We start from the raw sequence: 25,987 nt of genomic DNA on the forward strand, positions 1-25,987 counted from the left end.
ATGTTACCTCACGGAAGAGAGCAGTGTATCGAAAATGGTTTTGGCCGTGCTGACGATTTGCGCCGATGCCGCATAGGATTGCTGGAAGCGGATCAGATTGGCCGCCTCCTCCTCCAGATTGACCCCAGACACGCTTTCAAAGATGCCGGTGCTCTGGATAAGCTTGGACTCATTGGCCTTGAGCTGCGTTTTTGCCTGACTGGTATTGTTACCCACTTCCATCACCAACCCGGAATAGGCCTGATTGAAGGTCATCTTGTCGTTGGTCGTCCCACCATTGGTGCTCTTGCGCACCAGATCCTTGTTTTGCAGCTCGGCCAGAACCAGGCCATTGCTGTTATCGGCAAAGCCATTGCTGTTGTAACTGAGCTTGAAGCTGTCACCGGCATCCACCGTGCCGGTGATGCTGAACTCGTAGCCGGGGGCCTGTTTCGGGTTGGCATAGACTGCGGCTCCGGCGGGGAAAGGGTTGACGATCGCAGACATCAGGTTTTGCCCCTTGCTGCTCGCGGGGGCCGTGCCTATCAAGGTAGTACCATCGGCTTGGAAAACCTGATAGTTACCACTGGCATCAATTTTGACCACTTGGGGCGCTGTCGGGCTCAGACTATTGGTACCAAAACCTGACCCAGCACCGGTATTGAATACGCCACCCAGTTTGATATCAGCCCCGCCGCCATTATTGGTGGTCTTTTCCGCTTTAAGCGGAGAAGCCAGGGCCAAATCTTCCGGCCGGGTGATCAGCTGACCCAGAGCGGCGGCCGCACTTTTGGTGGGTTGCAGCAACAGTTTGTCACCCGCAGCCGGCGTGCCGGTGAGATCGATCGAGATCCCGTGCCCAGTCAGCTCAAAGGTTGTTGGTGGGGTAGCCCCCGCAGTGATCAAGGTACGATTGCCAGACTTGTCCAGCGAGAACACCTCATAACCGGTAGCGCTGCTAAATTGCACTTCGTAATCAAACGGGGTCACTGATGTCCCCTTGCCCGGCACGAAGCTGACATTCGCCCCGACCGTCCCGGTGTTATTGCCATAGGGTAAGCCCTTGCTGGTAGGCAGGGTGAAAATATCGCCGCCAATCTCGTTATCCAGATCCATCCCGAGGCGGTTCTGCTGGTTCATCGCATCGGCCATCGCCACGGCCAGCTGCCCCAGTTCGCGCTTGGTAGGCTCAAGGTCGGTACGCGCCTTGAACAGCCCCCCCATGGCGCCACCAAACGTATCGTGGTCGATGGTTGCCTGATTATCCCCCAGAGTCAGTTGCAGCTCCTGATCTCGGGAGTCAGGATCTCCTGCAATCACCTTGAACTGGGCGACGCCCCCATCGAGGATCAGCGAATGGCCGGTGCTCATATTGACCAGCATGCTGCCGTTGGGTTGGGCTACGGTACGAATATCCATCTTCTCCGACAGCTGGCGGATCGCCTCATCCCGCTGATCAAACAGCATCAGGTTCTCTTCGGGTGACCCCTGGGTGCGGATGATGGCCTGATTAAGATCATTGATGCTGGTGAGCAGGCTGTTGACCTGCTTGGTTTCATCTTCAATGCGGGTATTGAGGGTATCGCTCTGCTTGTCGAGCTGTGCCGAGAGAGTATGAAAACGGTTGACCATGCCACTCAACTCCGTCATCACCACCTTGCGCCCACCGATCTCGGCAGGCGATTCATTGGCAGAGTGAAATGACTTGAAGTAGGAGGTGATGGCTGCCCCCACGCTGTTGCTGGTATCCCCCAACAAGCTGTCAACGCCAGCCAGCTGTTCATAATGGGTCAGGGAGGCATGATAGGCGGAGGTATCACGGCGCACCTCCCCCTGCATATAGTCATTGATCACCCGCTGGGTCTTGATGTCACCGGTCCCAAGACCGATGGTATTGGTATACACCAGCGTACGCTCACGCACATAGCCCTGGCTATTGACGTTCACTATGTTGTTACTGGTGGTCTGCAGCAGGCGTTGCTGTGCCAGCACGCCCGATGAACCAATCCCAAGCAGGTCGCTTGCCATACGTTACAGCTCCATCTCGTGGTATTGGGCAATGGCATCACTGCGCAATACCTGTTTCAATTTTCTGGCGTAGTGCGGGTCGGTGGCATAACCCGCCTGTTGCAGCGCCTCAAAGTAGCGATCAGGACTATCCACCTTCGCCAGGGCGCCCTTGTAGCGAGAGCCGGAAGTGAGGAAGTCCACGTAGTCGTTGAAGCTCTCTTCAAACGACTCATAGGAGCGAAATGCCGCTTTCTGGCGTGAGGCAACGCCTTGCTCATACTCGAGCGTGCTGACCACAGCCTTTGGCCCTTCCCAGCGTGGATCGGCCTTGATGCCAAACAGGTTATGGGTCACCTGCCCCTCGCCATCCTTGATCACCCGCTTGCCCCAACCGCTCTCCAGTGCCGCCTGAGCGACCAGTACCGCCGGGCTTAACCCCAGCTTGTCGGCCGCTTTCTTGGCCAGCGGCATCAGGCGATTGACGAACTCTTCCGGTGTATCGAACTCTTTGCCCCCACTACCGGTGGCACTGCCCTCTTCGCTGGCCATGCGTCCCATGGGCGGAATGCTGCGGTGCGGTCGACGGGGCATAGTGAGTGCGTGGCTCTCCTTGACCCCCTCGGTCATCTCTCTTTCAGCAAAATCTTTGCCAACTTTTGATGCCGCGATCAAATCATCGGCAGCGGCCGTGGGTGGCTGATAGGGTTTGTAGGTCCGTTCGGTGCGCTGTGGCATCTTGAGCACCCGTCCATCCTGATGGGTAAAGGTCTCGGGAGAGAGCTGCTTGGCCACCATGTCAGCCAATCCCAGCCCCCCCTTGCTGGACATGTCGGCGACCCGCTGCTCATCCAGCATCCCTTCATAGAACTGGGTATAGCTGCTGTTCATCGGGTTGTCCTGAGTCAACACCCCGTTGGCCTGACGCATGCTCTGAAACAGCATCTGGGTAAAGATTGACTCGAACTGGCGTGACGCACTCTTGAGCGCTTCGGCCTGCCCCTCTTTGCTTTGGCTCATCTGGCGCAAACGGTCCAGGTTCTTGATGTCCTGTACCATCCCGAGATTCATGCCGCTGTTGCTGTCAAACTCCACCATTTTGCTTACCTCATTGCCACCCGTGGCAACCACTTGCCGCTTGTTACAATATGACCAGTTGCCCCTCGATGGCGCCTGCCTGCTGCAGTGCCTCAAGGATGGCCATCAAATCACCCGGGGCGACCCCGACCTGATTGACCGCCCGGACCAGATCGTCCAGGGTCGCACCGGTATCAAACTTGAACATCCGCCCCGGCTCCTGCTGGACATTGATGGTCGAGTTGTTTGTCACCGTCGTCTCTCCTCCCGCCAACGGGTTGGGCTGGGAGACCTGCTGGTTTTCGGCGATGGTCACCGTCAACCCGCCATGGCTGATGGCAGCCGGTTTGAGCTTGACCTGACTGCCGATCACTATGGTGCCGGTGCGGGAGTTGACGATGATCTTGGCCGCCTCGTTGGCCGGATCCACCTCCAGATTCTCGATGGTGGCGAGATAGGAGACGCGCTGACCCGGATCCCGCGGGGCATAGACCTTGACCGAGGTGGCATCGAGCGCCTGAGCGGTATTCGGCCCCACCAGATCGTTGACCACATCGGCCAGACGGCGCGCCGTAGTAAAATCGGGTCGGTTAAGGTTGAAGGTGATGGTGTCCCCCTGACTGAAGGAGTTGGGCACCTCCCGCTCCACGGTCGCACCGTTGGCAATCCGCCCGACAGTCGGGGTATTGATCACTACCTTGGAACCATCAGCCCCCTCGGCACCCAGACCACCGACCACCAGACTGCCCTGCGCGACCGCATAAACCCGGCCATCGAGCCCTTTCAGGAAGCTTTGCAGCAGAGTGCCGCCCCGCAGGCTCTTGGCCTCGCCAATGGCAGAGACCGTTACGTCGATGGTCTGGCCCGGCTTGGAGAAGGGGGGCAGGTCGGCATGGATCGCCACCGGCGCCACATCCTTGATCTTGGGCTTGATGTTATCCGGCACCTTGATGCCAAAGTTGTTGAGCATGGTACGGAAGGTCTGCTCGGTGAAGGCGTTGTTCTTCTCGCCAGTGCCGGGTAACCCCACCACCAGACCGTAACCAATCAGCTGGTTGTTACGCACCCCTTCAACCGAGCTGATGTCCTTGATCCGGGCCGCATTGACCACACCCAAGGGCAGCAGACAGCAAAGCAGAGTGACAAGACGGAGTGACTTCATAACATCTCCTAGAGCGGCCACCAGGGACCATTGAAAAAGCTGGTAAGCCACCCTTGCTCCTGGCTATTGGCCAGATCGCCGGTACCACCGTAGTAAATGCGGGCATTGGCCACTTTCTGGGACGAAACGCTGTTATCAGACGTCACGTCCTCCGGGCGAATAAGGCCGGTGATCCGGATATATTCATTGCCATTATTAAGCATGATCCACTTCTCGCCGCGCACCACCAGATTGCCGTTGGGCAGTACCTTGGCCACGCTGACCGAAATATTGCCCTGCAGGCTGTTGCTCTGGTCCGCTTTGGCCTGCCCCTTGAACGCGCTGTCTTGAGCAATGGAGGCTGAGAGATCATAGGGGCTGGCGGTCACGGGCACACCACCCAACTTGACCGGGTCCAGATTGAACTTGTTATTCTTGCCACTCTGGGTATTGGCCTTTTTCGAGGCAGAGGTCGATTCCGACAACTCGATGGTAATGATGTCGCCTACCTTGTGTGCCTTGATATCCGAATAGATGCCATTGACCTGATCCGGCTGGAAAATCGCCCCAGTCGGTCGCACCGACACCGGCTCCGACTCCCCGTAGACGGGGGAAAACTCGGGATCATCAGGCTTGGGCGTATTGGGAGTGCTGCTACACCCTCCCAGCACCAGCAATCCCAGCATCCATACGGCTTTCATCATGCACCTCCTAATTAGGTACGCTGGATCAGGAAGGACATCATGCCGTCCACGGCGGAGAGCACCTTGGAGTTCATCTCGTAGACCCGCTGAGCCTGAATGAGGTTCACCAGCTCTTCGGTCACGTTGACGTTGGAAGTCTCCAGCATCCCCTGCTTGATCACCCCCAAGCCATCGGCACCGGCAGTCCCCTGAGCGGCAGCACCACTGGATTGGGTCTCGACAAACATGTTTTCCCCCATCGGCTGCAAGCCGCTGGCGTTGACGAAGTCGGAGATGTTGATCTGACCGACGACCTGAGAAGCGCCATCGCCCTTGAGCTGCACCGAGACCTGACCATCTTCACCCACAGTGACGCTCTGGGCGTTTTCCGGGATCTGGATTTCCGGTTGCAGCGGGTAGCCATTACCCGGGGTCACGATGGTCCCTTCATCGTTGAGGGTGAACTGACCATTGCGGGTATAGGCCGCACTGCCATCCGGCAGCTGAATTTCAAAGTAGCCACGACCACTGATCATCAAATCGAGCGAGTTGTCGGTGGTTTGCACGTTGCCCTGGCTGTGGTTTTTCTGGGTCGCCACCACCTTGGCACCCGCCCCCAGCATCAGGCCGGAGGGGAGCTCGGTATCGGCAGAGGAGCGGCCACCGGGCTGGTTGATGTTTTGATAAAGCAGATCTTCAAAGATGGCCCGTGACTTTTTGAAGCCCACGGTGCTGGCGTTCGCCAGGTTGTTCGAAGTGACCGAAATATTGGTCTGCTGTGCATCCAACCCGGTCTTGCTGATCCAGAGTGCGGGATTCATAGGTAACTCCTTGATTAGCTGATTCGCAGCAGTTGGGTTTGAGCTTCATCATTCTCTTCGGCCGTCTTCATGATTTTGACCTGGGTTTCGAACTGGCGTTGCAGCCGGATCAGGTTGGTCATCTCATCCACCACATTGACGTTGCTCCCCTCAAGGGAGCCGGCAATCAGGCCGACATTGGCAGAGGCGGGTTCATTCTGACCATCCTTGCGGCGAAACAGACCATCTTGCCCCTTCTCCACCGCATCGGCGGCCGGATTGACCAGCTTGATCCGCTGGAAATTTTCCGGCAAGTTGGCGGCAGCCCCTTCCGGTCGACCGCTGATGGTGCCATCCCGATTGATCTCGAGTTTCTCCATCGGCATCGGCAGCACGATGGGCTGACCACCGTCATCCACCACATTCAGACCGGTCGAGGTCTGCAAATTGCCGGTCGCATTGACCTGCAAATTCCCCATGCGGGTATAGGCCTCACCCCCATTGGGATCCTGCACGGCAATCCAGCCAGGACCATCCACCGCCACGTCCAGATCCCGTCCGGTGGTCATCAGCATGCCATGCTGCAGGTTCTGACCCGGGCGCTCAGCCATGGCAAACACCCGGCTTGGCAAGCCCTCTCCGAACGCCTGCATGCTTCTGGCCTGCTCAAAATCGGACTTGAAGCCGGTGGTATTGGCATTGGCGAGGTTGTTGCCCCGAACAGCCAAGCTGTTCATGGTCTCTTTGGCCCCGGACATGGCGATATAAAGCAGGTGATCCATGGAATTCTCCGTCAAACAGATGACTCTGACAGGAGAAATGCAATTAGAGTGCCAACAGCAGAGATATGGGGGGATAAGGAGGATGGGAATGCGACAGAAACAGAGAGGGGGCCAAGCCCCCTCTCATTATCATGTATTGCGCGATTAACGGATCTGCAGGATGGTTTGCTGTAGCGAACTATTGACCTCCAGAGAACGGGAGTTGGCCTGGAAGTTACGCTGAGCAGTGATCAGATCCACTAGCTCCGAGGTCAAATCCACGTTGGACTGCTCCAGCGCCGATGATTTGATGGTCCCGAAAGTACCCGAGTTCGGCGTCCCCGGCAAGGCATCGCCAGAGAGCAAGGACTGTCGCCAGGAGGTATCGCCAACCTGAGTCAATCCTTGCGAGTTGGCAAACTTTGCCATGGCAACCATAGCGACCTTGAGTGTGGTGGCATTGCTATAAGTAGCAGAGACAATCCCGTCTGGCGTGATCTCCACCTTGGTCAAACGGCCGACAGTAGAGCCATCTTGAGTCAACTTGTTGACTTCAAACGGAGAAGAATACTGAGTCACAGTGCCAAGTTGAATCTCAACTTCCTGAGTGGGATCGGCACCGTTGGTGATAATGCCAGCACCTGCCGGGGGCGCGACCCCCAATTGTTCTGTCTTGATGGTTGCCGGTGTTGTTGGCGTCACCATCTTGCCATCAGCACCAAAGGTGATGCGTGCGGCAAGCGGTGGAACAGGAGTCACGCCAGCCGCCATCGTTGTTGGAACCCCCCCTGCAACATCAATGGGTTTATCCCCCTCATACATGTACATACGCCAAGCGGTAGGATTGGCAGGCTTTGTCACATCAGCTGGGTCAGCTTCCTTGACAAAATATTGTGTGATCACATGAGGAGAACCCAATGAATCATAAATAGTGACCGATGTAGATGAGGCATAACTTTTAGGATTATTGATCGGATCAAAAATGGAGGCGTCTGCAGCAGTGTTACCTGCAGCCAACGGGGTTGAATCAGACTTCAGATTGAAGCTGGCTTCAATCTTGGTTGTTTGTTTCGGCTCCCCTGCCCGATCCGGGATCTGGATAGGCTTGGTTGCGTTTATGCTCACCGCTTTTGGCGTTCCATCAACGTTCACCTCATAGCCTTGCAGATAATGGCCCTGATTGTTGACCATATAACTGTTTTCATTGAGCTTGAAGGCACCGGCACGAGTATAGGTGCGATCTAGGTTGGTCAGGCCATCGGAGGTCACAAAGAATCCATTCCCCTGAATCGCCAAGTCGAGTGCGTTATTGGTAAATTGCAGCGCCCCCTGATGGAACTGCTGGGCAACCGCACCGGTCGCCACACCATTACCGACCTGGGTCTTGGCGTTGACAAAGATGGAGTTGGCATAGACATCCGCAAACTCGGCTCGGGACTCCTTAAAGCCCATGGTGTTAACGTTGGCAATGTTGTTGGCGGTGACGTTCAAGTCTTTTTGTGCCGCGTTGACACCGCTCAAGGCATTGTTAAATGACATATCCAGCTCCTTAGATCGATGCTGTCGACGTGGTTTTTGACTGAGTTGTTGGTTTGTTCTGATTAGATCCTGAAATTTGCAGGATACTGTTAAGCGTTGTAGTGCCTAGACCTCTCAGATTAAGTTGAGTCGGGTTGGTTCCGTTCCCCAGGACCACACTATCAACCTTGCCATAGGTCAGGGCCGAGATGCTCTCCGACTTTCCATCCATGGTGCCGTTAGCTTTAATCACGTATTTTCCAGGCTTGGCCGGATTGCCACTCTTGTCTTTACCATCCCAAGCAAATTCAACATTGCCGCGTAAATCACCTTCCAGAGGAAACTCCTTTATCACCTGACCCTTTTCATCTTCCACCGTGATTTTCACATTCGAATACTTGTTCTCGACACCGACAGCCACAACCCCGGATATGGACCCCTCTTTCTCCAAATAACCGATATTGCTTGGGAGCAGCACATTTTGTCCGACCAGTGCAGAGGCTTGCAGCGCCTGACTAGATGTCATCAGAGTATTGAGATTGCCCATCTGGGTGGACAAGCTGTTGATCCCCTCAGAAGTCGACATGGATGTCATCTGGGAGAGCATCTGGGCGTTATCAACAGGCTTGAAAGGATCCTGATACGACAGCTGCATGGTCAGCAGCTTCAGAAAAGAAGCTTGATCCAGCTCTTTCTTCGGCGTTGTAGTGGTGCCTGTCGTCTGGGTCGTGGTACGGCTGATACCGTTCACATTATTGGTTGTATCGACCATGCTACATCCCTCCTATCAGGATTTGCCAAGCTGGAGCGTCTGCTGCAGCATCTTTTTGGCCGAATCTGCAACCTGTACGTTGGTCTGGTAGCTGCGCGAGGCGTTGATCATGTCGGCCATCTCTTCAACCATGTTGACGTTTGGCTTGAAGATAAAACCGTCTTTATCCGCCATCGGGTGGTTGGGGTTGTACTCCTTGAGCAGTGGCGCCTTGCTCTCGACAATCCCCTTCACCTCAACCCCGACCGAGCCCTGCTTGTCAGACATAGCCTGATCGAGCTGGGCGGCAAAGACTGGCCGCCTGGCGTGGTAAGTATTTTCCACACTGGAGCTGACGCTGTCCGCGTTGGCCATGTTGCTGGCAACCGTGTTGAGGCGCACTGACTGTGCACTCATAGCCGAGCCTGCTATGTCAAAGACCTTGAACAAACTCATCACTGCTCTCCTTTCAGGGCCTTGAGCAGGCCACTGATCTTGCTATTCATAAATTCAAGGGAGGTTTGATACTCGAGGCTATTGCGCAGAAATTCGCTGCGCTCCTGCTGCACATCGACTGTATTGCCGTCACCGGTATCCGGTTGCAGCGGGTTGCGATATTGCACTGTACCTGGGGCGTCCATATTCAAGGCAAAGTGCTTTTCGCTGGTCGTTGCCAAACCAAACCCCTGATGCGACTGGGCCTCCTGCAATGCCTGAGCAAAATTGATATCCCTGGCTTTGAAGCCCGGGGTATCTGCGTTGGCAATATTGCTGGAAAGCACCTCAGCACGCTTGGCGCGAACGCTTATGGTGTGTTGATGCACACCGAATGCCTTGTCAAATGAAAGAGCCATAGCACACCTCCTGCTTGGTTTATTTTGTTTGCAAGAGGTGTGCCATAAGCAAATCACTCAGTTCGATGGTTTGGGTATGAGCACAGTTCAGACCGAAAACGGCATGAGCATCTCGTGCCTTGAGTCAGATGGCATCATTTGGCCACCTTAAGGCTTCAACCATTTTTGCAGTGGCGAGATATGGTAGGTAAATAGAAAGTCTGAGCTGTAGATAAAGAAAGAGGGAAGCTCGTAGCTTCCCTCTTTACATGAGGTGGCAATATTCGGCAGACCCCGAATATCAAGGCGGTCAGGCCTATTTGACCTTGTAGACAATCCCCGGATTACAGCGGATCATCTCAAACCGATCAGTCAACCCGGCCAGTGACTCCGACGCACCCAGCATCAGATATCCACCGGGGTTGAGACTGGCTGCAAACTGGTTGAGGATCTTCGACTTCACTTCCGGCGCAAAATAGATGAGCACGTTACGGCAAAAAATAATGTCAAACTTGCCGAGCAGACTATAGCTCTCCAACAAGTTGAGTGGCCGGAAGGTGGTCAATTTTCTGACTCGCTCAGCAACCCGCATCTTGTTGTCACCGTAGGGCTCAAAAAACATCTTCTTGCGCTCCGGTGACAAACCGCGCGCCAGAGCAAGGCTATCGTAAACGCCTTCCTTACACTGATTTAGCATGGTCGTCGAAATATCCGTCCCGACAATCTGCACGCCACCAGGCAAGGTACCCGGCTTTTTCATCTGCTGTTCCAGTGCCGTCATGGCAATGGAATAGGGTTCCTGACCTGACGAGGATGCAGCCGACCAGATCTTGATGGGGCGGCCACTTTTCCCCAACTCGGGGAAAATCTTGTCGGTAAGAAGCTGAAACGGATAGGTATCACGAAACCAGAGGGTCTCATTGGTCGTCATGGCATCCACCACGGCCATTTTCAGGTCACGCTCTCGCACACTCATTGCACGGGTAACCAGATCAGACAGACTCTCGATGCCAAACTGAGCCATCAAAGGTGAAAGACGGCTCTTCACCAGATACTGTTTGTTATCCCCCAGCACAATTCCGCTCTGTACCGCCAGAAAGTTGCTGAACTGTTTGTATAAGTCGTCCGAAAGTGTCTTCATGCAGCTGTTCTTCTTTATTAGAGTGCGTTTTGTACGGCCTTGGCCAATTCATCAGGCTGGAACTTGGCGATAAAATTGTTCGCACCAACTTTCTGCACCATTGCCTGGTTGAATACTCCACTGAGCGAGGTATGCAGAATAACATGCAAATCCTTGAGATTGGGATTATTCCGGATCTCGGCAGTGAAGGTATAGCCATCCATTTCCGGCATTTCGATATCCGAAATAACCAGCGCAACCTGATCCTTGATAGGACCATTTTTGGTCATTTCCAGCAGCATGTTCAATGCTTCGCGGCCATCTTTTGCCAACACGCACTCGACACCGATAGCCTCAAGCGCACGTTGTACCTGTTTGCGTGCTACTGAGGAGTCATCCGCAACAAGAACAGGACGCCCCAGAGTCGGGTGATCGACACTGGCCTGAACCAACTCCTCACTAACATCCGTTGCAACCGGCGAAATTTCGTTCAATATCCGCTCAACATCAAGAATTTCGACCAACTCGCCGTCGACTTCAGTCACGGCAGTCATGTAGTTGATGCGACCCGCACCTTTAGGCGGAGGCAGGATGGATTCCCAGTTCATATTGATGATGCGCTCGACCGAATGCACCAGAAAACCCTGAATAGAGCGGTTGTACTCGGAGATGATAATGAAGCATTTGCTCAGATCATCAATCGGGCGTTTGCCAACCGCCATGCTGAGGTCGATGACCGAGATAGTCTGGCCACGAATATGTGCGACCCCGCGGATGCAGGAGTTCAGTTTGGGCATCACTGTCAAGGGGGGACACTGCAACACTTCACGCACTTTGAATACGTTGATGCCAAATCTTTGACGTCCATTGAGACGAAACAACAACAACTCCAGCCGGTTTTGCCCCACTAGCTGGGTACGTTGGTTGACCGAGTCCAGGATACTGGCCATAAACACTCCCTAAAAACGCTTGGCATTAATCATGCATGCGTGATGGATTGCGTCAGACTATCGATGTGACAACGAACAGATTCTGAAGCAATCATAGTTAAAAGTATGGTGATATGCGTGAACAACTTATCGACCAACGAGCGAAAATGATTAACCGACTTTTACTCATCAGCCTCTTTTTTGGCAGCATATCTTCCAGCTACGCCTCGGACGTCACTACTTATCTGCAAGAAAAGGCACAAGAGTTCGTTTACAGCCAGCTGGATATTCCGTTGGATGCCAGAGCTGAGGTCACCTCTGCCACGCTGGATGAACGGCTCCCACTGACCCGCTGCGAAGATCTGCTCACTATCAGCTTACCAGCAAAAATGGAAATTCGCCGCAATACAACAGTTTACCTTAAATGTGAGGAAGAAAGGCCTTGGGACGTCTATCTCCCGGTGCGGGTCAGCATTCAAAAGCCCTATGTCACTGTGACCAACCCCATCGCCAAGGGGGACCTGCTGAGTGAAAGCCAGCTGGTGTTGGCCTATCAGGATCAGACCCTTATCCGCGGCGACTACCTGACTGACACAGCCCCTCTTGTCGGAGTACGCAGCAAGCGGGAGCTAAAACCTGGGCAACCCATCCGTTTGAGCCAGGTTTGTGTCGTGTGCAAAGGGGATCAGGTCACCCTGACGGCAGAAAACAGCAACTTCCAGATCAAAACCATGGCCCGAGCCTTGCAAGATGGCAGCTTCGGAGAGATCATCAAACTCGTCAATATTCGCTCCGGCAAAACCGTTGAGGGTAAAGTCAGTGCGGTAGGTGCCGTATCGGTCACTTTTTAAATCCGGATCCTTGACAACTTTTTTCTAAAGTTTTGATCTGCCGCACCGATAAACAGGTAAGCAAACCTTAAAGCAGACGAAGGTAACTAAAATGGCCATCAACAATATCAACAACTTGGCGAATAATCGGTTGCAAAATACCGCTAATAGCCAGGGGACAGGCAGCAAGTCAGTCACCTCATCGCCCGAAAACAAAGCGGCTACTGTCAAGCTGGACTCCGTCTCCTTGACCAGTGAGGCGCAACAATTGCAAAAGATGCAACAAAACCTCAATACCGCCTCGACCGGCAATGAGAGCAAGGTCGAACGGCTGAAAAAAGCCGTCGCGAGTGGCGAATATCAGGTTAACAGCGACGCTGTGGCCAAGAAGATGTTCAGTTTCGAGGCCAATCTGGACAAAGTTCTGGGATGATGGACTTACCTTCGTTACTGCACACCCAAGATGACTACCTCAGCCAGATGCAAGGCATTCTGGAAGAGGAGTTCAGCTTGCTCGAACAGCATCAGGCACTGGCCCTGCCCGCACTGACCGAGCGCAAACAGCAGTTGCTTGCTGCGATAGAAACTCTGGACAAGACACTGGCAGAGATGCCGGAACTGGCACTGCAGCTGGCAGCCTATCCCGACGAGATGGTGCAGCTTCGTGCAAAACTGGATGCCTGCCAGGCACAAAATGATATCAACGGTCGATTGCTTGAATTGAGCATCGTCTCCAACCGTCGTCTGGCAACCTTTCTGAGTCAGCTCCGCGATCGCAACAGCCTCACCTATGACGCCAAGGGTAACACTCGCTCTGGCACCCGCTCCTACGGTATCAAGGCCTGACATCTCTTATCAGGCCTTGCATTTTTGCTCTCCGTTTTAAAGCACCAGTCGCAACAACTCTCGCCCGTCCTCACACGCATTGACGCGCAGTACTCCGTCCTCATAGCTACCGTAACTGGCAGGCAACTCGCCGCGCGGGAAACAAATTGACCCCGGGTTCATCAAGATCCGTTCCCCCTGCCACTCCAGCACCGGCACATGGGTGTGGCCGCTCAGGAACAGACTACCCGGCGGTAGCTGTACCTCGTCCGGGCGATAAAGATGGCCATGGCTGACAAACCAGCGCCGCTCATCGACCAGCAACTGGTTGTAGGGGGCTGTGATGGGAAAGCGCAACAGCATCTGATCCACTTCGGAATCACAATTGCCCCGCACCGCGATGCTCTGCGGTGCCAGCTCGTTGAGCCGATCAGCCACGGCGACCGGGTTATATCCCTCCGGCAGAGGATTGCGCGGGCCATGGTTGAGCAGATCGCCGAGCAGCAGATAGTGGTCCGGCTGCCAGGGCTCAAGTTGGGTCAGCACCCGCTCCAGCGCAATGATGCTGCCGTGGATGTCGGAAATGATGGCAAGTTTCATAAAATGCTCCTCACTGCGGGCTGAAATAGAGATCCTTGGTGGCAATCGTCCCTTTCAAATTCTGGCTGGGCAGCCCTCGCAGGGTGGGATCAACCAGTCTCATCTGATTGTAATGATACACGGGGAGGATCGGCGCCTCCTCAAGCAGCAACTGTTCGGCATGCCGGTAGAGTTCAACCCGACTCGCGCTGTCCAGCGTATTGGCTGCCTGCTCCAGCAGCAGATCAAAGTCGGGATTGCAGTAGCCGCTCTCGTTGCGCAGATCCTGACAACGGAAGCTGCCCAGCATGGCAGACGGCTCCACGTAATCGCCAAACAGGAAGCTTCTGGCCACCTGAAAATCACCGCTATCCTTGGCTACCTGATAGGCACCCCACTCCAGACTGTTGAGGGTGACCTGTACCCCCAGCTTCTGCCACATGGCGGCAATGGCCATCGCCATCTGCTTGTGGGTTTCTGCGCTGTTGTAGGTAATGCTCAGCTTGAGTGGATTGGCACTGTTATACCCGGCCGCTGACAACAACGCTGCCGCTTTGGCCTGGCGGGTTGGCATATCTTCAAGCGCCACAGGCAATATCACCCGGGGGTAACCCGGCATCTCCGGCAACAGCGACCATGCCGCCTGTTCATCCTGCCCGCTCACCGATCCAATGAGCTGCTGTCGATCAACCGCCATGGAGAGCGCCTGACGCACCCGCACATCCTGCAGTTCGGGGCGCTTCAGATTGAACGCATAGAGATAGGTGCCAAACAGCGGCAAGCCCCAGAGCCGCTCCGGAGATTCGCGCTTCATCTTCTGGTAATAACCGAGGGAGACCTTGTTGGTAAGCTGGATTTCACCAGCCTCATAGCGCAGCCGTTCGGCATGTTGCGAGGTGATCGGCAGGTAGGTGACCCGTCCGATACGGGTGTGAAGGTCATCCCAGTAGTGAATATTGCGCTCGGCTTCGATCCGCTCGTTTGGCGTCCAACTTGCCAGCCGGTAAGCACCATTGCTCACCAGCTTGCCGGGCTCGGTCCACTGCTTGCCAAATTTGGCTATCGCCTTCTGGTTGACTGGCACAAAGGGGCGCTGACTGATGAGTTGCAGGAAATAGGGAGCCGGCCGCTCCAGAGTGATTTTCAGGATCTGATCGCTTTGCGCTTCAATGCCCAGATTGCCGAGCTCCAGCGCACCGGCATAGATGGATTGCGCATTGTTGATCCCCGTCGCCAGCAGCAATCCGGCAGAAGGAGAGTTGATGGCCGGATCGAGCAGACGGCGCCAGGCATAGACGAAATCAGCGGCCACCAGCGGCTCGCCATTGGACCATTTCAGTTGAGGGCGCAGGAAGAATCGCCACTCCAGCCCATCTTCACTCACCTCCCAGCGCTGTGCCTGAGCAGGGACGATATGCCCCTGCCCATCTTCGCTGACCAGCCCTTCAAACAGATCGACCAGTACCGCCTCCCCCGGAAAACCGGATCGCACCAGCGCCGGATCCAGCGACTCCGGCTCGGCACCGTTGCCCTTGACCAGGGTTTGCCGATCGGCAAGCAAAGGCTGCTGCTCAACGGTGGTGGCATGGGCCAGGGGCCCAGCCAGCACGGCAAGCAATAGCGGGGAGAGCCAGCGTTGCGCCAGCTTGGGGAAGAAACCAGACCTCATGACAAAACCTCGAATAAAACCACTACAGGAGGGGAAGGCCGACGGCGCGCCTGATGAATGCCTGAAGCCGCTCTTGTTATCCCCGAAAACGCCCCGTATTGTATCGGGCTTGCCCGGGAGATGGAGTCTTTCGGGTTAATTTTTTCAGGAGTTTTTATGGGTTATGAGTGGCTGGCCCTCGCGTCGGCCAGTTTATGGGCAATTGCAGCGCTAATTTCGGTCAAACCGGCCCGTCATCTCGGCGCATTTGCCTACAGCCGCTGGCGCATGTTTCTGGTCAGCCTGATGCTCGGCACCATGAGTCTGCTCACCGGTGGCTGGCAAACCCTCACCGCAAGCGCCCTGCCCCTGCTCGCCATCTCGGGGCTGGTCGGTATCTTCGTGGGCGATACCGCGCTGTTTGCCTGTATGAATCGGCTGGGGCCAAGACGCAGTGCCCTGCTCTTCTCCTGCCATGCGCTGTTTTCCGCCCTGCTTGGGCTGTGGCTCTTTAATGAACAGCTGACAGGCTGGCGACTGCTGGGGGCCGTGCTGGTGTTTGCCGGCGTGATGCTGGCGATTCTGTTTGGCAGACGCAGTAGCAGCAACGAGTGGGAGCAGATCCGTGGCAATCTGGCGCTGGGAATTGGCCTTGGCCTGACGGCGGCACTGTGTCAAAGCGTGGGAGCCATCATCGCCAAGCCGGTGATGATGAGTGGTGAGGTGGATGCGGTGAGTGCATCGGGTATCCGGATGGGCAGTGCCCTGCTGGCCCACTGCGTCCTTCGGCTAGGGCGCTTGCCGCTGGCCATGCCGCTCAAACCGGTCAATCGCCATATCCTCGCCATGATTGCCACCAACGGTTTTCTGGCGATGGGGCTGGGGATGACGCTGATCCTGATGGCGCTGCGGCAGGGCGAGGTGGGCATGGTAGCCATTCTCTCCTCCACCACGCCGGTACTGCTGCTGCCGCTGTTGTGGTGGCACTCGGGGGAGCGGCCATCCGTTGCCGCTTGGGCGGGGGCACTGATTGCCACCCTGGGCACGGCGCTGGTGCTGGGTTTCAGCACTCACTGACCCCCGGCACCATACCTGATCAGAACAGGGCAATCTCCTCAGCGGTCAGCTCACGGTATTCACCGGGTGCCAACTCTTCATCCAGCGTCAGGCCGCCCACCCGCTCGCGATGCAAGCCAACGACCTTGTTGCCGATGGAGGCAAACATCCGCTTGACCTGATGGTACTTGCCTTCATGGATGGTAAGACGGGCCTCGCACTCGCCGAGAATTTCCAGCTGGGCAGGACGGGTTTTATCGGTCTCGTTACGCAGGTAGACCCCTTCGGCGAACAGCGCGATCGCATCCGGGCTCACCGGATCGGCCAACCAGACGTGATAGGTCTTGGCACACTCGTGGCGCGGCGAGGTGATGCGGTGGGACCACTGACCGTCGTCGGTCACCAGCACCAGACCCGTGGTATCGAGGTCGAGGCGACCCACTACGTGCAGCTTGCCCATCGCCGGCTCATCCATCAGGAAGAAGACGGTCGGGTGATCCGGATCCTCGTTGGAGCAGACATACCCTTCCGGCTTGTGCAGCATGAAATAGCGGTTGCGCTGCTCCAGCGTCAGTAGCACGCCGTCAAACTCGATCTGGCTCTGCTCATTGATATGAAAGGCGGGCTGCTTGACCACAATACCATCCACCATGACCTCGCCCTGACGGATCAGTTTGCCTGCCAGCGAGCGGGTCAAATCGGAACAATCGCACAGAAATTTATCAAGCCGCATTCACAACCTCGGAGTCCAACAAGTAAAGGGGCGTCATTATATCGGGCGGGGGCGACAACGCCACTGTCAAGGGGTTGCCAATTATGACGAACTGGTCATCCGATGTTACACTTCTCCGGTGTGACCCATCCGAACGATACTCATAATAATAAGAGTCAGGAAGCCCTCATGAAGTCTCAAGCATCCTATCCCGTCATTCCCGTCAACCAGCTGAAACCCGGCATGTATGTCATTGCTATCGCCAGCCAGACAGGTGGGATGGAGATCGCCCAGATGGGCTTGGTGACCAGCGTAGCGCAAATTGCCAATCTGGTGCGTCAGGGGGTACTCACGGTGCGCATCGATCTGGCCCGCAGCAAGCTGGGCAGTGCCGAAAGTGACGCCGTTACCTCCCCCGATCTCAATGCCAACAGCGCCCAGGTAGGGCGCCGTGCCAGTGCCAACGGCGAAGGACGGGAGCTTAAAATCCGCCGCCTCTATCAGGAAGCGCGCGAGCTGCAAGGCAAGTTCATTCGCCATCTCAAAGCGGGTGAACCCATCGACATCACCCCGCTGGCCGAAGTCGCCGAAGAGATGGTGGACACCATGTTCACCCACGGCGATGCCATGCTCTGTCTGGCCCGTATTCGCGCCAAGGATGCCTACCTGATGGAGCACTCCATGAACGTGGCCATTCTGCTGGCCAACTTCGGCCGCTATCTAGGACTGGAGCGCAGCGTGCTCAAGGAGCTGACCCTGGGTGGCCTGCTGCACGACGTGGGCAAGATCATGACTCCGGACGAGGTGCTCCACAAACCGGGCAAGCTGACCGATGAGGAGTTCGCTATCATGCGTCAGCATGTGGTACACAGTTACGAGATCCTCAGCAATACCCCTGGCATTACCCCCACCATGCTGGAGGTGGCCGCCAACCACCACGAGCGGCTCGATGGCTCCGGCTACCCGCAGCGACTGAAGGGGGAGCAGCTCTCCCTCTATACCCGGATGAGTGGCATCGTCGATGTCTATGATGCCATCACCGCGGATCGGGTCTACAAAGCAGGTATGCAGCCGACCCAGGCCTTCCGCATTCTGCTCAAGGGGATCAATCAGCACTTTGATGCCGAACTGGTTACCAAGTTCATCAAGTGCATGGGAGTCTATCCGGTGGGCACTCTGGTACAGCTCTCAAACCAGCGCCTGGCTATCGTGATGCAGCGCAACGAGCAGCAGCCGCTCAAGCCGGTGGTCAAGGTGATCTATCACGCCACCCAGCGTCACTACCTCGAGGTGCAGTGGCTGGATCTGGCCAAGTCAGGGGTGCAGGAGAGCATCGAAAACACGGTCGACCCCAAAGAGTTTGGCATCAACCTCGCCAACTTCTTCTAAATCTCTCACCTCGAATATTCATGATTGGCGCTGGCTGTCGAGCCAGTGCCGGATCAAAAACTCCTCATCCAGCGGCGAGAGATCAAAACGCAGACTGGCCTCTTCAATGGCGGCGATATCGTGCTGGTGATGCTCGCTGAGCCAAAGCACCGCACGACGCAAATCTTCACCATGGGGGAGTAGCAGATGGTCGCTCATGGGATACCTCCGGTAGACTGCAGGGCGGCCAGCGAACGTGGCCACCTGTTTCAAGTCTAGTCGGTCATCTCCATCACCCGCGCTTCTTCACCCCCACCTCAATCACGCCAATCAGCTTGCCACCGGGATCAGCGACCGAAAGCGCGCTGCCAATCCTGATCGAACTTCACCAGCGCCGCATCCACCGCAGGCACGTTCAGCAACTGCTCCGCCACGTCGAGCGGCAAGGTGATCGATTGGCAACCCGCCAGCAGGCAATCGAGCGCCTGACGGGGAGTACGGAATGACGCCGCCAGCACCTTGCTGTTCGGGGCGTGCAGCGCAAGCAGCTGTTGCAGCTCCTGCACGGTGGCGATGCCATCGCCCCCCTGAGCATCCAGCCGGTTAACGTAGGGCGCGACATATTCCGCCCCCGCCACCGCCGCCAGCCAACCCTGCAGCGGGGTATAGACAGCGGTGCCCAAAGTCGGCACACCGTTGGCGGTCAGGCTCTTGATGGCCGCCAGCCCCTCTGCGCATACTGGGATTTTGATCACCAGATCCGGGTCCAGCTCACGCAGGGCAAATGCCTCGCGCACCATCTCGGTTTCGGTTTTGGCCATCACCTGGGCAAACAGGCGCGCCTTGGGGCCCAGCACGTCGCGCAGGGCGGGCAGCAGCTCACAGAGCGGCAATCCCCCGGCGGCGGTAATGGAAGGATTGGTGGTGACACCGGCCAACGGCAGGATCCGTGACCAGCGACGCACTGCCGCCACATCGGCGGTATCGAGATACAGCTCCATCTCTAACTCCTTAACGGGATGTTCAATATGTCGCCATTCTAGCGATAAAACATCTGCAAATAGCTTGATCGGAATCAAATCAACTTTCGAATGAAAGCAAATAGAATGCAAATACAAAAGGAGGCGGTATGATTTTTGACCTGCAACGATATTCAACTCACGATGGCCCCGGCATTCGCACCCTGGTGTTTCTCAAGGGGTGCTCGCTGGCCTGTCGCTGGTGTCAAAACCCGGAAAGCCGCTCTCCCAAGCCGGACATACTACTCGACCGGCGCCAATGCATCGAGGGATGCCAGCTCTGCAGCCAGGCGTGTCCGGCAATCTTGCGTGACAGCAAGGGCATCCAGCTCAGCCGTTCTGCCCTCAAGGCCGACGATATGGAACGGCTGCGCGGCCTCTGCCCCAGCGAAGCGCTACAGGTGTGCGGTCGGGATGACACCCTGGACACCCTGATGGACACCATACTGCGGGATCGCCCCTTCTTCGAGCGCAGCGGCGGTGGCGTCACCCTCTCCGGCGGCGAGCCCTTCATGCAGCCCGACTTTGCCGCGTCCCTGCTGGCCCGCTGCAAGGCCGAAGGGCTGCACACCGCGGTCGAGAGCTGCCTGCATGTGCCCTGGCATCAGATTGAGCCAAGCCTCCCCTCACTGGATCTGGTGCTGGCGGATCTCAAACACGTTGATAAAGAACGCTTCTTCCACTGGACCCGCGGCAAGGTGGAGCTGCCCATCGCTAACCTCAAACGCCTCGCCGAGCACGGCGTGCCGATGCAGATCCGGGTGCCGCTCATTCCCGGCTTCAATGCCGACCGCGCATCGATCAGCGCCATCACCGACACCGCTGCCAGCCTCGGCACGGTACAGGAGATCCACTTCCTCCCCTACCACACCCTGGGGATGGGCAAATATGCCCTGCTGGATCTGCCCTATCAGGCGCCAGAGACACCGCTCGAGGACCCCGATTTACTCCACTTTGCCCATGCATACGCCCAACGTCAGGGGCTGACCCCTGTGACCAGAGGATAAGATCATGACCCAGCTCGACCTCAATACCCTCAGCCCGCGGATCCGCGCCCACAAAGAGAGCCTGATCCACATCGTTCAGCCGCCGGTCTGCACCGAGCGTGCCCGCCACTACACCGAGGCCTATCAGGCTCATCTCGCCCGGCCGCTGCCGGTGCGCCGCGCCCTGGCGCTGGCTCATCACCTCAAGGAGCGCACCATCTGGATCAAGCACGACGAGCTTATCGTCGGCAATCAGGCCAGTCAGGTACGGGCGGCCCCGCTCTTTCCCGAATACACGGTGAGCTGGATTGAGAAGGAGATCGACGAGCTGGCAGACCGTCCCGGCGCCGGTTTTGCAGTCAGCGAAACCGACAAGGAGATCATCCACGCCCTCACCCCCTTCTGGCGCGGCCAGACGGTGCAGGATCGCTGCTTCGGCCTCTTTACCGACGAGCAAAAAGCGCTGCTGGAGAGCGGCATCATCAAGGCCGAGGGCAACATGACCTCGGGGGATGCCCACCTCGCGGTCAACTATGAGGAGCTGCTCACGCTGGGTCTCGATGGCTTCAAGGCCAAGGTGGCCGAGCGCCGCAGTCGGCTGGATTTGGCGGATTGGGCCGATCTGCAGCGCGAGCAGTTCCTGCACGCCGTCGCCATCACTCTGGATGCGGTCAGCGCTCACATCGGGCGCTACGCTGCCCTTGCCCGTGACATGGCAGCACAAGAATCTCGCCCCGAGCGCCGAAACGAGCTTGAGACCATCGCGCTCAACTGCGCCCACATCGCCCACCAGTCCCCCGAGACCTTTTGGCAGGCACTGCAGCTCTGCTACTTTATCCAGCTCATCCTGCAGATCGAATCCAATGGCCACTCGGTGTCGTTCGGCCGGATGGATCAGTATCTCTACCCCTGGTATCGCCGCGAGGTGGAATTGTCGGAATCCCTGCCTCGGACACGCGCCATCGAACTGCTGCAAGGGTGCTGGCTCAAGTTGCTGGAGGTGAACAAGATCCGCTCCGGCTCCCACTCCAAAGCCTCCGCCGGCAGCCCGCTCTATCAGAACGTCACCATCGGCGGCCAGAACTGGCGGGATGGCAGTGCCCATGACGCGGTCAACGGCCTCTCCTACGCGATTCTGGAGTCCTGCGGCCAGCTGAGATCCACCCAGCCCAACCTCTCGGTGCGCTACCACGCCGGGATGAGCGAGGATTTCCTCGACGCCTGCATTCAGGTGATCCGCTGCGGCTTTGGCATGCCCGCCTTCAACAACGACGAGGTGGTGATCCCCGAGTTCATCAAGCTCGGGGTGAGCGTGGAGGATGCCCACCACTACGCCGCCATCGGCTGCATCGAGACCGCCGTGCCCGGCAAGTGGGGCTACCGTTGCACCGGCATGAGCTTTATCAACTTCGCCCGCATCCTGCTGGCCTCCCTCGATGGCGGCCGCGATGCCACCACCGGCAAGGTCTTCCTGCCCCAAACCCAATCGCTGCGAGACGGGAGCTTTGGCAACTTTGACGAGGTGATGGCCCGCTGGGATGAGCAGGTGCGCTACTTCACCCGCAAATCCATCGAGATCGACTGCGTGGTCGACAGCGTGCTGGAAGCCCAAGCCCATGACATCCTCTGCAGCACTCTGGTGGATGACTGCATAGAGCGCGGCAAGACCATCAAGGAGGGGGGCGCCGTCTATGACTGGGTCTCAGGTCTGCAGGTGGGGATCGCCAACCTTGGTAACAGCCTGGCTGCCCTGAAGAAACTGGTGTTCGAGCAGGGCGTGGTGGAGCAGCAAGAGCTGGCCGAAGCACTCGAGCAAGACTTTACCGGGCTGGCAGGGGAGCAATTGCGCCAGCGCCTCACCAACGCAGCCCCCAAATATGGCAACGATCTGGACGAGGTTGACCTGCTGCTGGTGCGGGCCTACCAGAGCTACATCGACGAGCTCAAGGAGCTGCACAACACCCGCTTCGGCCGTGGCCCCATCGGCGGCACCTACTATGCCGGCACCTCCTCCATCTCCGCCAACGTGCCCTTCGGTGCCGCCACCATGGCCACCCCGGATGGTCGTCACGCCCGCACGCCGCTGGCGGAAGGGGCCAGCCCCTCGTCGGGTTCAGATCGTCTCGGCCCGACAGCAGTATTCAACTCCATCGGCAAGCTGCCCACGGCGGCCATTCTCGGCGGGGTGCTGCTCAACCAGAAGCTGAGCCCGGCGAGCCTTGAGAACGAGCGGGACAAGGCCAAGCTGATGAGCCTGCTGCGCACCTTCTTCGAGGTGCACAAGGGGTGGCACGTGCAGTACAACATCGTCTCGCGGGAAACCCTGCTGGCAGCCAAGGCCAATCCGGATCAATACCGGGATCTGGTGGTACGGGTGGCGGGCTATTCGGCCTTCTTCACCGCCTTATCCCCGGATGCGCAAGATGATATCATCGCCCGCACCGAGCACAGTCTCTGACGGGGCGCCCCCCATGGCGCCTGTGACGTCATATGATTGGCAAGCCACCCTCGGGTGGCTTGCCGCTATCCACCACCTTGCATGTGAGCGCACCATGAATCCACGCCACCAACTGATCCTCACTCTGGTCCATCAGGCTCGCAAGATGAGCGTGAGTGAACTCTCCCGACACACAGGCGTGTCTGAGGTGACGGTGCGCAACGACCTCACCGCGCTGGAGAAACAGGGACTGCTCAGACGGGTACACGGCTCGGCCATGGCGCTGGAGACCGATGACCCGGATGCCCGGATGAACATCAATTACCTGCTCAAGGAGCGCCTCGCCGAGCGTGCCGCCCAGCTGGTGGAAGATGGCGAGACGGTCTTTATCGAGGGGGGCAGCGCCAACGCCATGCTGGCGCGACATCTGGCCCTGCACAAACGGGTCACCATCATCACCATCAGCAGCTATATCGCCCATCTGCTCAAAGATACCCCGGCTCAGGTGGTGCTGCTCGGCGGGCTGTTCCAGCATCAGAGCGAGAGCGTGGTGGGGCCGCTCACGCGCCTCTGCATTGAGCAGGTGCACTTCTCCAAGGCCTTTATCGGGGTCGACGGTTTTCATCCCGAGATGGGCTTTACCGGCCGCGACATGATGCGGGCCGATGTGGTCAACAGCGTGCTGGCCAAGGGGATGACCAATGTGGTGATCACCGACAGCAGCAAATTTGGCGCCATCCATCCGAGCCAGCTTGGCGCGCCGGGCCAGATCAACGTGCTGGTTACCGACGATGCCCTGCCAGCCCCCATGCGGGCAGCCATCGCGGCCAAGGGGATCACAATGCACTGCGTTGCGGCCTAGGCCACCCGCTAATTCACGCTATTTCATTGACCTGACAGGATAAAATTTTCATGATGAGCCAGTCCCCATCGGGACTGACATCACCAGTGTGTGATCTGCAGGAAGCAGACTTCAGGAGAGCAAGGACATGCCATCGACCATCACCGCCGGGGAGCGCCGCCTCCCCCCTATCATTCGCGCCACCGCCATCACCCTGACCCTGTGCTGGAGCCCGTTTGGCTGGAGTGCCACGCTGCCTGCCGACTTGAAGTGGGAGAGCAACAACCAGGATCCTCTCTATGCCGATCCGGCCGCCAAGCGCGGCGGCACCTTTCGCACCTTTATGACCAGCTTCCCCCTGACCCTGCGCAAATATGGCCCCGACTCCAACGGCGGCTTTGCCGGTTACGTGCGGGAAACCAACCTGCCACTGCTGAGCACTCATCCCGTCACCGGCAACCCCATGCCGATGCTGGCAAACGAGTGGGCCTTCGGCGCCGACAACAAGACCCTCTATTTTCGCATCAATCCCAAGGCGCGCTGGTCAGACGGCCAACCGGTCACCGCCGATGACTGGCTCTTTACCCTCAAGATGATGCGCAGCAAAGAGATCAACGACCCCTGGTACAACAACTACTACAGCGCCCAGATAGCAGACATAACCAAGTTTGATGATCACACCCTGGCCATCACCAGCGGCACCGAAAAGAGCCGCCAGGATCTGCTCGAGTCACTGCCCATCAGCCCGGAGCCGAGCCACGCCATCAAGCTCACCGCCAACTGGGTCAAGGAGTACAACTGGAAGGTGTTGCCAGTCACCGGCCCCTATCAGATCGATCAGGTGAAAAAGGGTAAATCGGTCACCTTCAAGCGGATTGAAAACTGGTGGGGGGATGACGAGCGCTACTTCCAGCATCGCTTCAATCCTGCGCGGATCGAGATCAAGGTGCTCAGGGATCTGAACATCGCCTGGCAGCACTTCCTGCGCGGCGATCTCGACACCTTCCCGCTGGTGATGCCCAACTGGTGGCACGACAAGACCAAAACCGCCGAGTTCGAGAAGGGGTATATCGCGCGCACCTGGTTCTTCAACCAGACCCCGCAATCGCCGATGGGGCTCTATCTCAACACCGCCGATCCGCTGTTGAATAATCTCGATGTGCGGCTCGGGGTCCAGCATGCCCTCAACCTCGACAAAATGCTCACCACTCTGCTGCGGGGGGATTACCAGCGACTCAACAGTTATGGCTCAGGTCAGGGTGAGTTTACCAACAGCGAGATCAAGGCCCGTCCGTTCGATCCCAAACTGGCACGGGAATACTTTGCCAAGGCAGGCTTTAACAAAGTGGGGCCACAGGGGATTTTGCAAAACGACAAGGGGCAGTCACTGACCCTCGCCATCACCTACACCACCGCGGAGCACGCCCAGCGGCTCACGCTGTTGCGGGAAGAGGCCAAGAAGGCGGGGCTTAATCTGGAGCTCAACCTGATGGATGCCTCGGCCGGTTTCAAATCGATGCTGGAGAAAAAGCACCAGAGCGCCTGGATGGCCTGGGCAGGCAGCCGCTATCCCGCCTATTGGGAGTTCTTCCACAAGGTCAACGCCAACAAACCCCAGACCAACAACATCATGAACATCGATGATGACGCCATCACGGCCTTGGTGGAGCAGTATGACAAGGAGTTCGACTTTGCCAAAAAGGCGGCCCTGTCACGGCAGATCCAGCAGCGGCTCTATGAGCTGGCGAGTTTCGTGCCTGCCTATCAGGTGCCCTATACCCGGGAAGGGGCCTGGCGCTGGATAAAACTGCCAAAAGTACCTGCAACGCCCAAGAGCGAGCAGCTCTACTGGCCCCTCGGTGGCGACAACAGCGGTTACAGCTATGGCGGTCTGCTGTGGATCGATGAAGAGCTAAAATCCGAGACCAGGGCAGCTATAAAGAGCGGCAAGACCTTCCCGGCCGCGCCCATAATCGACACCACTTATCGCCAGCCTTGATTGCATCAGCCCATCGGCAAAAGTCCTTAAAACAAAAGACCCCGCCAGATAGCGGGGTCTTTGTTGGCAACCGGTGTTGCGAATCGAG

At 57.3% G+C, this 25,987-nt stretch carries 26 protein-coding genes; 9 read left to right on the forward strand and 17 right to left on the reverse strand.

The window, feature by feature from the left end; all coding sequences use genetic code 11:
• Positions 1–3: 3 nt before the first annotated feature.
• The 12 genes from flgK to I6L41_RS09220 form a co-directional block, all read right to left on the reverse strand.
• Positions 4–2,007 (reverse strand): flagellar hook-associated protein FlgK, encoded by a 2,004-nt coding sequence (flgK, locus tag I6L41_RS09165; protein ID WP_216963548.1) that lies wholly within the window; start codon positions 2,005–2,007, stop codon positions 4–6.
• Positions 2,008–2,010: 3 nt separating this feature from the next.
• A complete protein-coding gene (gene flgJ, locus I6L41_RS09170) occupies positions 2,011–3,084 on the reverse strand; it encodes a flagellar assembly peptidoglycan hydrolase FlgJ (protein WP_216963551.1) in 1,074 nt (357 codons plus the stop codon).
• Between the two features lie 43 nt (positions 3,085–3,127).
• Positions 3,128–4,225, reverse strand: coding sequence for a flagellar basal body P-ring protein FlgI (locus I6L41_RS09175; protein ID WP_216963553.1), 1,098 nt, complete (start codon positions 4,223–4,225; stop codon positions 3,128–3,130).
• Between the two features lie 8 nt (positions 4,226–4,233).
• Positions 4,234–4,905 (reverse strand): flagellar basal body L-ring protein FlgH, encoded by a 672-nt coding sequence (gene flgH / locus I6L41_RS09180; RefSeq protein ID WP_005350662.1) that lies wholly within the window; start codon positions 4,903–4,905, stop codon positions 4,234–4,236.
• 14 nt (positions 4,906–4,919) lie between these two features.
• Entirely contained in the window at positions 4,920–5,708 is a 789-nt protein-coding gene (gene flgG / locus I6L41_RS09185; RefSeq protein ID WP_005334158.1) for a flagellar basal-body rod protein FlgG, read from the reverse strand.
• A 14-nt stretch (positions 5,709–5,722) separates the two neighbouring features.
• On the reverse strand, positions 5,723–6,469 hold the full coding sequence (flgF, locus tag I6L41_RS09190; protein WP_216963555.1) for a flagellar basal-body rod protein FlgF: 747 nt from the start codon (positions 6,467–6,469) through the stop codon (positions 5,723–5,725).
• A 144-nt stretch (positions 6,470–6,613) separates the two neighbouring features.
• Positions 6,614–7,987, reverse strand: coding sequence for a flagellar hook protein FlgE (gene flgE, locus I6L41_RS09195; RefSeq protein ID WP_042080196.1), 1,374 nt, complete (start codon positions 7,985–7,987; stop codon positions 6,614–6,616).
• 10 nt (positions 7,988–7,997) lie between these two features.
• Entirely contained in the window at positions 7,998–8,738 is a 741-nt protein-coding gene (locus I6L41_RS09200) for a flagellar hook assembly protein FlgD (RefSeq protein ID WP_005350659.1), read from the reverse strand.
• A 15-nt stretch (positions 8,739–8,753) separates the two neighbouring features.
• The gene (flgC, locus tag I6L41_RS09205) at positions 8,754–9,173 is read right to left on the reverse strand and encodes a flagellar basal body rod protein FlgC (RefSeq protein ID WP_005350658.1); all 420 of its coding nucleotides are present in this window, start codon (positions 9,171–9,173) and stop codon (positions 8,754–8,756) included.
• Entirely contained in the window at positions 9,173–9,571 is a 399-nt protein-coding gene (gene flgB, locus I6L41_RS09210) for a flagellar basal body rod protein FlgB (protein ID WP_005334169.1), read from the reverse strand. Before flgB ends, flgC begins: the two co-directional genes overlap by 1 nt.
• A 295-nt stretch (positions 9,572–9,866) precedes the next feature.
• Positions 9,867–10,691: a protein-glutamate O-methyltransferase CheR gene (locus tag I6L41_RS09215; protein WP_005350656.1), complete on the reverse strand. Its 825-nt coding sequence runs from the start codon at positions 10,689–10,691 to the stop codon at positions 9,867–9,869.
• 17 nt (positions 10,692–10,708) lie between these two features.
• Positions 10,709–11,620: a chemotaxis protein CheV gene (locus tag I6L41_RS09220; protein ID WP_005334174.1), complete on the reverse strand. Its 912-nt coding sequence runs from the start codon at positions 11,618–11,620 to the stop codon at positions 10,709–10,711.
• A gap of 146 nt (positions 11,621–11,766) precedes the next feature.
• Here I6L41_RS09220 and flgA point away from each other — a divergent pair, with 146 nt between their 5' ends.
• The 3 genes from flgA to I6L41_RS09235 all read left to right on the forward strand — a co-directional run bounded on the left by flgA (position 11,767) and on the right by I6L41_RS09235 (position 13,275).
• On the forward strand, positions 11,767–12,450 hold the full coding sequence (gene flgA, locus I6L41_RS09225) for a flagellar basal body P-ring formation chaperone FlgA (protein WP_005334175.1): 684 nt from the start codon (positions 11,767–11,769) through the stop codon (positions 12,448–12,450).
• Between the two features lie 91 nt (positions 12,451–12,541).
• Complete coding sequence (gene flgM / locus I6L41_RS09230) at positions 12,542–12,862, forward strand: flagellar biosynthesis anti-sigma factor FlgM (RefSeq protein WP_005334177.1); 321 nt, start codon at positions 12,542–12,544, stop codon at positions 12,860–12,862.
• Positions 12,859–13,275: a flagella synthesis protein FlgN gene (locus tag I6L41_RS09235; protein WP_181363449.1), complete on the forward strand. Its 417-nt coding sequence runs from the start codon at positions 12,859–12,861 to the stop codon at positions 13,273–13,275. The genes flgM and I6L41_RS09235 overlap by 4 nt, the downstream gene beginning before the upstream one ends.
• Positions 13,276–13,311: 36 nt before the next feature.
• Here I6L41_RS09235 and yfcE read toward each other — a convergent pair whose 3' ends face one another.
• Both yfcE and I6L41_RS09245 read right to left on the reverse strand, forming a co-directional pair.
• Positions 13,312–13,854, reverse strand: a complete 543-nt coding sequence (yfcE, locus tag I6L41_RS09240) for a phosphodiesterase (RefSeq protein ID WP_216963557.1) — start codon at positions 13,852–13,854, stop codon at positions 13,312–13,314.
• A gap of 10 nt (positions 13,855–13,864) precedes the next feature.
• Complete coding sequence (locus I6L41_RS09245; RefSeq protein WP_216963559.1) at positions 13,865–15,502, reverse strand: peptide ABC transporter substrate-binding protein; 1,638 nt, start codon at positions 15,500–15,502, stop codon at positions 13,865–13,867.
• A gap of 156 nt (positions 15,503–15,658) precedes the next feature.
• Between I6L41_RS09245 and I6L41_RS09250 the strand changes: the two genes are divergently transcribed.
• Positions 15,659–16,558: a DMT family transporter gene (locus tag I6L41_RS09250; RefSeq protein ID WP_159158619.1), complete on the forward strand. Its 900-nt coding sequence runs from the start codon at positions 15,659–15,661 to the stop codon at positions 16,556–16,558.
• A 19-nt stretch (positions 16,559–16,577) separates the two neighbouring features.
• Here I6L41_RS09250 and rsuA read toward each other — a convergent pair whose 3' ends face one another.
• A complete protein-coding gene (gene rsuA / locus I6L41_RS09255; protein WP_021231067.1) occupies positions 16,578–17,270 on the reverse strand; it encodes a 16S rRNA pseudouridine(516) synthase RsuA in 693 nt (230 codons plus the stop codon).
• Between the two features lie 168 nt (positions 17,271–17,438).
• Between rsuA and I6L41_RS09260 the strand changes: the two genes are divergently transcribed.
• Complete coding sequence (locus I6L41_RS09260) at positions 17,439–18,638, forward strand: HD-GYP domain-containing protein (RefSeq protein ID WP_019446125.1); 1,200 nt, start codon at positions 17,439–17,441, stop codon at positions 18,636–18,638.
• Positions 18,639–18,656: 18 nt separating this feature from the next.
• On the opposite strand, the gene I6L41_RS09265 is transcribed toward I6L41_RS09260, so the two are convergent.
• Together I6L41_RS09265 and fsa are read right to left on the reverse strand one after the other, a co-directional pair.
• On the reverse strand, positions 18,657–18,836 hold the full coding sequence (locus I6L41_RS09265; protein WP_005344504.1) for a hypothetical protein: 180 nt from the start codon (positions 18,834–18,836) through the stop codon (positions 18,657–18,659).
• Between the two features lie 128 nt (positions 18,837–18,964).
• Positions 18,965–19,618 (reverse strand): fructose-6-phosphate aldolase, encoded by a 654-nt coding sequence (gene fsa, locus I6L41_RS09270; protein WP_005334193.1) that lies wholly within the window; start codon positions 19,616–19,618, stop codon positions 18,965–18,967.
• Positions 19,619–19,746: 128 nt separating this feature from the next.
• Between fsa and I6L41_RS09275 the strand changes: the two genes are divergently transcribed.
• The 4 genes from I6L41_RS09275 to I6L41_RS09290 all read left to right on the forward strand — a co-directional run bounded on the left by I6L41_RS09275 (position 19,747) and on the right by I6L41_RS09290 (position 25,899).
• Positions 19,747–20,643 (forward strand): glycyl-radical enzyme activating protein, encoded by an 897-nt coding sequence (locus I6L41_RS09275; protein WP_216963561.1) that lies wholly within the window; start codon positions 19,747–19,749, stop codon positions 20,641–20,643.
• Positions 20,644–20,647: 4 nt separating this feature from the next.
• Positions 20,648–23,080 carry a formate C-acetyltransferase/glycerol dehydratase family glycyl radical enzyme gene (locus tag I6L41_RS09280; protein ID WP_216963563.1) on the forward strand — a complete coding sequence of 811 codons (2,433 nt, stop codon included), beginning with the start codon at positions 20,648–20,650 and terminating at the stop codon, positions 23,078–23,080.
• 94 nt (positions 23,081–23,174) lie between these two features.
• On the forward strand, positions 23,175–23,921 hold the full coding sequence (locus tag I6L41_RS09285) for a DNA-binding transcriptional regulator YciT (protein ID WP_139472878.1): 747 nt from the start codon (positions 23,175–23,177) through the stop codon (positions 23,919–23,921).
• A gap of 127 nt (positions 23,922–24,048) precedes the next feature.
• On the forward strand, positions 24,049–25,899 hold the full coding sequence (locus tag I6L41_RS09290) for an extracellular solute-binding protein (protein ID WP_216963565.1): 1,851 nt from the start codon (positions 24,049–24,051) through the stop codon (positions 25,897–25,899).
• Positions 25,900–25,987 lie beyond the last annotated feature (88 nt).

This window comes from Aeromonas sp. FDAARGOS 1411, assembly GCF_019047125.1.
GTDB classification, from domain to species: Bacteria; Pseudomonadota; Gammaproteobacteria; order Enterobacterales; family Aeromonadaceae; genus Aeromonas; species Aeromonas veronii.

What these genes read in the sequence shown, in the direction of transcription:
- flgG (WP_005334158.1), bottom strand. Translation starts at nt 5,708, where the DNA reads ATGAATCCCGCACTCTGGATCAGCAAGACCGGGTTGGATGCACAGCAG.
- I6L41_RS09285 (WP_139472878.1), top strand. Translation starts at nt 23,175, where the DNA reads ATGAATCCACGCCACCAACTGATCCTCACTCTGGTCCATCAGGCTCGC.
- rsuA (WP_021231067.1), bottom strand. Translation starts at nt 17,270, where the DNA reads ATGCGGCTTGATAAATTTCTGTGCGATTGTTCCGATTTGACCCGCTCG.
- flgE (WP_042080196.1), bottom strand. Translation starts at nt 7,987, where the DNA reads ATGTCATTTAACAATGCCTTGAGCGGTGTCAACGCGGCACAAAAAGAC.
- flgH (WP_005350662.1), bottom strand. Translation starts at nt 4,905, where the DNA reads ATGAAAGCCGTATGGATGCTGGGATTGCTGGTGCTGGGAGGGTGTAGC.
- I6L41_RS09275 (WP_216963561.1), top strand. Translation starts at nt 19,747, where the DNA reads ATGATTTTTGACCTGCAACGATATTCAACTCACGATGGCCCCGGCATT.
- I6L41_RS09215 (WP_005350656.1), bottom strand. Translation starts at nt 10,691, where the DNA reads ATGAAGACACTTTCGGACGACTTATACAAACAGTTCAGCAACTTTCTG.
- I6L41_RS09290 (WP_216963565.1), top strand. Translation starts at nt 24,049, where the DNA reads ATGCCATCGACCATCACCGCCGGGGAGCGCCGCCTCCCCCCTATCATT.
- I6L41_RS09220 (WP_005334174.1), bottom strand. Translation starts at nt 11,620, where the DNA reads ATGGCCAGTATCCTGGACTCGGTCAACCAACGTACCCAGCTAGTGGGG.
- flgB (WP_005334169.1), bottom strand. Translation starts at nt 9,571, where the DNA reads ATGGCTCTTTCATTTGACAAGGCATTCGGTGTGCATCAACACACCATA.
- I6L41_RS09265 (WP_005344504.1), bottom strand. Translation starts at nt 18,836, where the DNA reads ATGAGCGACCATCTGCTACTCCCCCATGGTGAAGATTTGCGTCGTGCG.
- flgJ (WP_216963551.1), bottom strand. Translation starts at nt 3,084, where the DNA reads ATGGTGGAGTTTGACAGCAACAGCGGCATGAATCTCGGGATGGTACAG.
- flgM (WP_005334177.1), top strand. Translation starts at nt 12,542, where the DNA reads ATGGCCATCAACAATATCAACAACTTGGCGAATAATCGGTTGCAAAAT.
- flgC (WP_005350658.1), bottom strand. Translation starts at nt 9,173, where the DNA reads ATGAGTTTGTTCAAGGTCTTTGACATAGCAGGCTCGGCTATGAGTGCA.
- I6L41_RS09175 (WP_216963553.1), bottom strand. Translation starts at nt 4,225, where the DNA reads ATGAAGTCACTCCGTCTTGTCACTCTGCTTTGCTGTCTGCTGCCCTTG.
- yfcE (WP_216963557.1), bottom strand. Translation starts at nt 13,854, where the DNA reads ATGAAACTTGCCATCATTTCCGACATCCACGGCAGCATCATTGCGCTG.
- fsa (WP_005334193.1), bottom strand. Translation starts at nt 19,618, where the DNA reads ATGGAGCTGTATCTCGATACCGCCGATGTGGCGGCAGTGCGTCGCTGG.
- I6L41_RS09235 (WP_181363449.1), top strand. Translation starts at nt 12,859, where the DNA reads ATGATGGACTTACCTTCGTTACTGCACACCCAAGATGACTACCTCAGC.
- I6L41_RS09200 (WP_005350659.1), bottom strand. Translation starts at nt 8,738, where the DNA reads ATGGTCGATACAACCAATAATGTGAACGGTATCAGCCGTACCACGACC.
- flgK (WP_216963548.1), bottom strand. Translation starts at nt 2,007, where the DNA reads ATGGCAAGCGACCTGCTTGGGATTGGTTCATCGGGCGTGCTGGCACAG.
- I6L41_RS09245 (WP_216963559.1), bottom strand. Translation starts at nt 15,502, where the DNA reads ATGAGGTCTGGTTTCTTCCCCAAGCTGGCGCAACGCTGGCTCTCCCCG.
- I6L41_RS09280 (WP_216963563.1), top strand. Translation starts at nt 20,648, where the DNA reads ATGACCCAGCTCGACCTCAATACCCTCAGCCCGCGGATCCGCGCCCAC.
- I6L41_RS09250 (WP_159158619.1), top strand. Translation starts at nt 15,659, where the DNA reads ATGGGTTATGAGTGGCTGGCCCTCGCGTCGGCCAGTTTATGGGCAATT.
- flgF (WP_216963555.1), bottom strand. Translation starts at nt 6,469, where the DNA reads ATGGATCACCTGCTTTATATCGCCATGTCCGGGGCCAAAGAGACCATG.
- I6L41_RS09260 (WP_019446125.1), top strand. Translation starts at nt 17,439, where the DNA reads ATGAAGTCTCAAGCATCCTATCCCGTCATTCCCGTCAACCAGCTGAAA.
- flgA (WP_005334175.1), top strand. Translation starts at nt 11,767, where the DNA reads ATGATTAACCGACTTTTACTCATCAGCCTCTTTTTTGGCAGCATATCT.